This is a genomic window from Streptomyces sp. CB01881 (genome assembly GCF_002953255.1).
In the GTDB taxonomy this organism is placed as follows: Bacteria; Actinomycetota; Actinomycetes; order Streptomycetales; family Streptomycetaceae; genus Kitasatospora.
In genome coordinates, this window is the sequence record NZ_CP026498.1 from 8,821,580 (window position 1) to 8,826,609 (window position 5,030).

Here is a 5,030-nt window from a genome sequence, read left to right on the forward strand (position 1 = left end):
CGCAACGTCGGACAAGATGGTCGAGAACAAGCACCTCACCGCGGACCAGGCCAAGGAGGCCAAGGCCGCCCCGCTGGGCCTGAAGTACAAGGACCCGCAGAACGGCTGCATCACCGCCAGGGCGGGCATGGGCTTCTTCTGCGTCTACGTGCGCGAGGTGGTCAAGCAGGACCCGGTCTTCGGCAAGTCCGCCGCCGAGCGGAAGAAGTTCTGGGACCAGGGCGGCCTGAACATCTACACCACCCTCGACCCGGACAAGCAGGCCGCCGCGCAGGACGCGGTGAGCGGCAACGTGCGGGTCACCGACAGCGTCTCGGCCGCCGCCACCATGGTCGAGCCCGGCAGCGGCAAGATCCTGGCGATGGCCCAGACCCGCCCGTTCGGCCTGGTGAAGGAGAAGAACCAGACCGTCGTCAACCTCAACGTCGACGCGGCGATGGGCGGCGGCAACGGCTTCCAGCCCGGGTCCACGTTCAAGCCGGTCGTCGCGGCGGCGGCGCTGGAGGCGGGCCTGCCGCCGACCCAGGAGTACCCGTCCCCGAACAGGCTTGAGTACCCGACCATGAAGATGTGCGAGGGGACCTGGAAGAACACCGGCCGCCCCAAGACGGTGGTGCCCAACGAGTCCGCGAACGAGAAGGGCCCCTACCAGCTGAAGCAGGCGATGGCCCTGTCGGTGAACACCTACTTCGTGCAGATGGAGGAGGAGATAGGCCTCTGCCCGGTCAAGCAGATGGCCAACAAGCTCGGCATCACCGCCAAGGCCAGCGGCAAGCCCCTGGAGGAGGTCCCCGCGATGGCCCTGGGCGTCGAGGAGGTGAGCCCGTTGACCATGGCCAACGTCTACGCGACCTTCGCCGCCGAGGGCAAGTACTGCACCCCGAAGGCCATCACCAAGATCACCACGGTGGACGGCAAGGACGTCCCCGCCCCGGCCGGCCAGTGCACGCAGGTGTTCTCCGAGGACACGGCACGGGCGCTGAACACCATCCTGAACGGCGTGACCGAGAACAACGGGACCGGCGCGGCGCTCAACCTGGAGGGCAACCGGCAGATCGCCGGCAAGACCGGCACCTCGGACCACAAGAAGGCCGCCTGGTTCAGCGGCTACACCCCGCAGCTCGCCACCTCCGTCTGGCTCGGCGGCCCCAACGGCGGCGTCGAGATGCGGAACATCACCATCAACGGGAAGTACCACACCGAGGTGTTCGGCGCCGACGGCCCCGGTCCGATCTGGCGCGATGCCATGAACCAGGCCCTGCGGGGCGCACCCAAGCAGTCCCTGAAGATGGCCGACATCCCCGACCCGGCCCCCAAGCCCGACCCGACCCAGACCGGAACCGGCAGCGCGACCCCGCCGGCCACCGCCCCGCCGGCCACCACCCAGCCCAACCCGCAGCACTGACACCGGGACGGTGGCACGGGCCGGGCGGGCGGGATGTGAGACCGGGAGTGAGGTCTAGCCGGCGGCCGGGCGCCGGAACAGGGCGCTGAGCAGGACCGGGATGCCGAAGAGCGGCGAGCCGGCCGGCTGGGGCTCCATCGGGCGGATCTCGATCTCGGTGAAGTCGGAGAAGAGATGGCGGAGTTCGTCCGGCGTGTAGGCGAGCCCGCCCTCCAGCCGGCCGTTGCGGTACAGCTCCTCGTCGGGCAGTTCGCAGCCCATCGCCCCGGCGGCGAAGGCGTTGACGACGAGGAGGCCGCCGGGGGCGAGGACGCGGTCGAGGAGCGCGAGGTAGCTGATCCGGCGGTGCGGCGGGAGGTGGTGCAGGCAGCCCGAGTCGTAGACCAGGTCGTACTGCCGGTGCGGGAGCTCGACGTCGAAGATGTTCCCGCAGTGGAACCGGACGTCCGCGCCGGCCTCCGCGGCCCGCTCCCGCGCCCAGGCGACCGCGGTCGGGGAGAGGTCGACGGCGTCCACCTCGAAGCCCAGCGAGGCGAGGTGGACGGCGTTGCGCCCCGGCCCGGACCCGAGGTCCAGCACGCGGCCGGGTGCGGCGAGCAGACCGCGGTCGAGGTAGGAGACGAGGTTCTCGTCGGGCTTGGGGACGAAGAACGGGCGGTCGGCCGTGCGGTCCGCGTAGAACGCGTCCCACCAGCCGGAGGCGCCGTCGGTCCAGCGGTCGGCCTCGGGCAGGAAGAGCCGGTCCAGCAGGCGCAGGACGTCTTCGGTGGTACGGATGTCGCGATGCATTCACAGCCCCCTGTACGGGCGGATGTCGTCCCGTCCGCTGGTGTGAATTTTAGTGCCGGGGGAGGGGGAAATCCCTGGTCGGAGATGGTGTGACGGCCCCTCCACCCGCCCGGCCGGGCCCCTTCCGCAGCCCGCGCGCCCCAGCCCCCGCAGGGCCCCCTGCGGGGGTGGCCGGACCACCTCGGGAGGGCGTCACGGGGCCTTCCCGGGCGGCGGCGACCCCTGCGTTTCCGGGGGTCCGGATAACGCTTTCGCCACGGTCGGGAACGCCTCCGGGAGTGCCTCCGGGGGTGCCGGCCGGGTGGGTCCGCGAGGTCACCGCGCTGCTGGAGCTCGTCGACGAAGGCCGGATCGGGCTGGACGACCCGATCTCGGCCTACGTCGACTGCGTGCCCGACGGTGAGCGGATCACGCTGCGCCAGCTCGCCGAAATGCGCAGCGGCCTCTTCCCGTACACAGCCGACCCGGACTTCATCCGGGCGCTGGAGGGCGAGCCGAGCCGCACGTTCACACCGCAGGAGCTCCTCGCGTACGGCTTCAAGCACAACAACACGGCAAAGCCGGGCGAGACGTTCCAGTACTCGAACACCAACCTGATCCTGCTCGGTCTGGTGGTCGAGAAGGCCGGCGGTCACCCCCTCGCCGACTTCGTCCACCATCGGGTGCTCCGCCCCGCCCACCTGCGCAACACACTGTTCCCGGCGGGCTCCGAGTTCCCCGAGCCGCACGCGCGCGGCTACACGAACCAGACGCCGAGCGGCGAGATCGGCGACTCCACGGACTGGAACCAGAGTTGGGCCTGGGCAGCAGGGGCGATGATCTCGGACCTGCACGACCTGCGCCGCTGGGCGGAGGTCGTCGCCACGGGAAGGCTGCTCAGCCCGCAGACGCAGGCGGAGCGGCTCAGGACACTTCCGACCGGTTTTCCCGGCACCAGTTACGGCCTCGGCATCTTCGAGACCGGCGGCTGGATCGGGCACAACGGATCGACGCCGGGCTACGAGAGCGTGACCGTCTACCTGCCGTCCCGGAAGGCCACCCTGGTGCTCCTGATCAACACGGACGTCTCGTACCAGGGACAGGAGCCGAGCACGCTGCTGGCACGGGCGATCACCGAGATCGTGACACCGGACAACATCTACGACCGCGCGGTCCCCCCGCGGTAGGGGAGTGGAGGAGGGGAGTGGAGGAGGGGCGGGCCGGGCGTCAACGCCCGGCCCGCCCCTCTGTGGCTCCGGTGGGTCAGAGTTCGCCGGCGTGGATGGCGGTGATGAAGGCGCGCCAGGCGTCGGCGGTGAAGGTGAGCGCGGGCCCGTGGGGGTCCTTGCTGTCCCGGACAGGGACTATCTCGGTGAACCCTTCTGCAATCTCGATGCACTCGCCATCGCCGGTGCTGTAGGTGCTCTTTCGCCAGCGGGTGCCCTGGAAGTCCTGCTTCATGTGCTGTACTCCTCCGCGACCTTCCTCAACCATGAGATGGATCTCTCTGGTTGAGCTGATGACGCCATGAGCCGATGAAATATGTCCTCATGGCGGGAAATCTCTGGCTGCTGCTCCATGTAGGTCTTGCTGGTGATCGTCTCGGAGTAGACCATGCTGCCCGGGATGTCGCTGAACGACAGGATTGAGAACGACGAGCCCATGGCTGCGTGTGCGCCGGCTGAGAACGGCAGTACTTGGACCGTGACGTTCGGGTGAGACTCGGCCACCGTCGCAATGTGATCCAACTGCTCGGCCATGACTGATCCGTCACCCACTGGCCGGCGCATTACAGCCTCGCCGATGATCGCCCAGACCTGCGGAGCGCCGTGCCGGTCGAGGATGCGCTGTCGCTCCAGTCGTAGTGCCAGTCTGAGCTCGACGTCCTCGGAGGATTCGGTGGGTTGCATCGCGCGGATCACTTTCCGCGCGTACCGCTCGGTTTGAAGCAGTCCGGGAACGAGCTCGCATTGGAACGTCGAGATCCTCGTCGCGTCTGCTTCGAAGCCCACATAGGCGCGGTATCGCTCTGGAATGGCATCGCCGTAGGCGTGCCACCAACCCTGCTGTCGACTCTGCCGGGTGAGGCTGAGGAAGTGCTTCACCTCTTCGGGTGAGCTGACGCCGTAGTGAGCGAGCAGCTTGGCCGCATCCCGTTCTTGCAGGGGAACTTGCCCGCTCTCGATCCTGCTCAGCTTCGAAGCGGACCAACCGAGCGCAGCGGCCACATCCTTGGCGTTCATCTCGCGCGAGGCGCGCAACTTGCCAAGTTCGCCGCCGAGCCTACGCCGCAGCACGGTCGGACTGCCCACTCGTCACACTCCCTGCCTGGTTGGTTCCGTGCATAGTCTGCCACCCCCTTCTGGGGCTCAACCATCCTTCATGATCGAGCAATTGCTTGGTGGAAGCGGTTGCATGCAATCGCCCCGAGAGGGCACTCTACAGGGAGTAACTCGACGGTTCGTCTGAGTGATCAAGGCGGCTGGTCGCCGGGCATTCCTTTGCCCTCCGCTGCCCGCCTCTCCCCTTCAACTCGCCATCACCTCACTGCGCCTGGAAGGTGGCTCCCCCATGTGCGAAATCGCTGACCTGACCCCTGTCCCCGCCGCCCGGACCGACTGCTGGCTGCCGCGCAGCCGGCGATCGCCCGCCGAGGCCCGCCGGCAGCTCGAACGGTTGCTCGCACGCGTCCACGATGGCCAACGCTTCGCCGACACCGGGCTGTTGCTCGTCTCCGAACTCGTGACCAACGCCGGTGCGCCATGAAGCGCTCTGACTATATTCCCGGTGCAACCGGGAGGAACTGGAGGGATGTTCCTGGGCCCAATGGCTTACCTGGAGTCGAAAGGCGAAGGGG

At 68.3% G+C, this 5,030-nt stretch carries 5 protein-coding genes and 1 pseudogene; 3 read left to right on the plus strand and 3 right to left on the minus strand.

Features of this window, described 5'->3' with window-relative positions; all coding sequences use genetic code 11:
- Positions 1 to 1,405: penicillin-binding transpeptidase domain-containing protein (locus C2142_RS28565; protein ID WP_277347276.1), on the plus strand; the 1,405-nt coding region annotated here is incomplete at its 5' end.
- A 54-nt stretch (positions 1,406 to 1,459) separates the two neighbouring features.
- Here C2142_RS28565 and C2142_RS28570 read toward each other — a convergent pair.
- Positions 1,460 to 2,194: a class I SAM-dependent methyltransferase gene (locus C2142_RS28570; RefSeq protein WP_148645604.1), complete on the minus strand. Its 735-nt coding sequence runs from the start codon at positions 2,192 to 2,194 to the stop codon at positions 1,460 to 1,462.
- A 314-nt stretch (positions 2,195 to 2,508) separates the two neighbouring features.
- Between C2142_RS28570 and C2142_RS28575 the strand changes: the two are divergent.
- A pseudogene (locus C2142_RS28575) lies at positions 2,509 to 3,360 on the plus strand (serine hydrolase domain-containing protein); the annotation flags it as partial.
- A 76-nt stretch (positions 3,361 to 3,436) separates the two neighbouring features.
- On the opposite strand, the gene C2142_RS28580 reads toward C2142_RS28575, so the two are convergent.
- Entirely contained in the window at positions 3,437 to 3,634 is a 198-nt protein-coding gene (locus C2142_RS28580) for a DUF397 domain-containing protein (protein ID WP_148645606.1), read from the minus strand.
- A complete protein-coding gene (locus tag C2142_RS28585) occupies positions 3,631 to 4,485 on the minus strand; it encodes a helix-turn-helix transcriptional regulator (RefSeq protein ID WP_148645607.1) in 855 nt (284 codons plus the stop codon). The genes C2142_RS28580 and C2142_RS28585 overlap by 4 nt, the downstream gene beginning before the upstream one ends.
- Before the next feature lie 259 nt (positions 4,486 to 4,744).
- Here C2142_RS28585 and C2142_RS28590 point away from each other — a divergent pair, with 259 nt between their 5' ends.
- Positions 4,745 to 4,939: a hypothetical protein gene (locus C2142_RS28590; RefSeq protein ID WP_148645608.1), complete on the plus strand. Its 195-nt coding sequence runs from the start codon at positions 4,745 to 4,747 to the stop codon at positions 4,937 to 4,939.
- The last annotated feature ends 91 nt before the right edge of the window (positions 4,940 to 5,030 follow it).

Bases quoted from the DNA above. Each gene is read 5' to 3' on its own strand.
- C2142_RS28580 (WP_148645606.1), bottom strand. From the start codon at position 3,634: ATGAAGCAGGACTTCCAGGGCACCCGCTGGCGAAAGAGCACCTACAGC.
- C2142_RS28570 (WP_148645604.1), bottom strand. From the start codon at position 2,194: ATGCATCGCGACATCCGTACCACCGAAGACGTCCTGCGCCTGCTGGAC.
- C2142_RS28590 (WP_148645608.1), top strand. From the start codon at position 4,745: ATGTGCGAAATCGCTGACCTGACCCCTGTCCCCGCCGCCCGGACCGAC.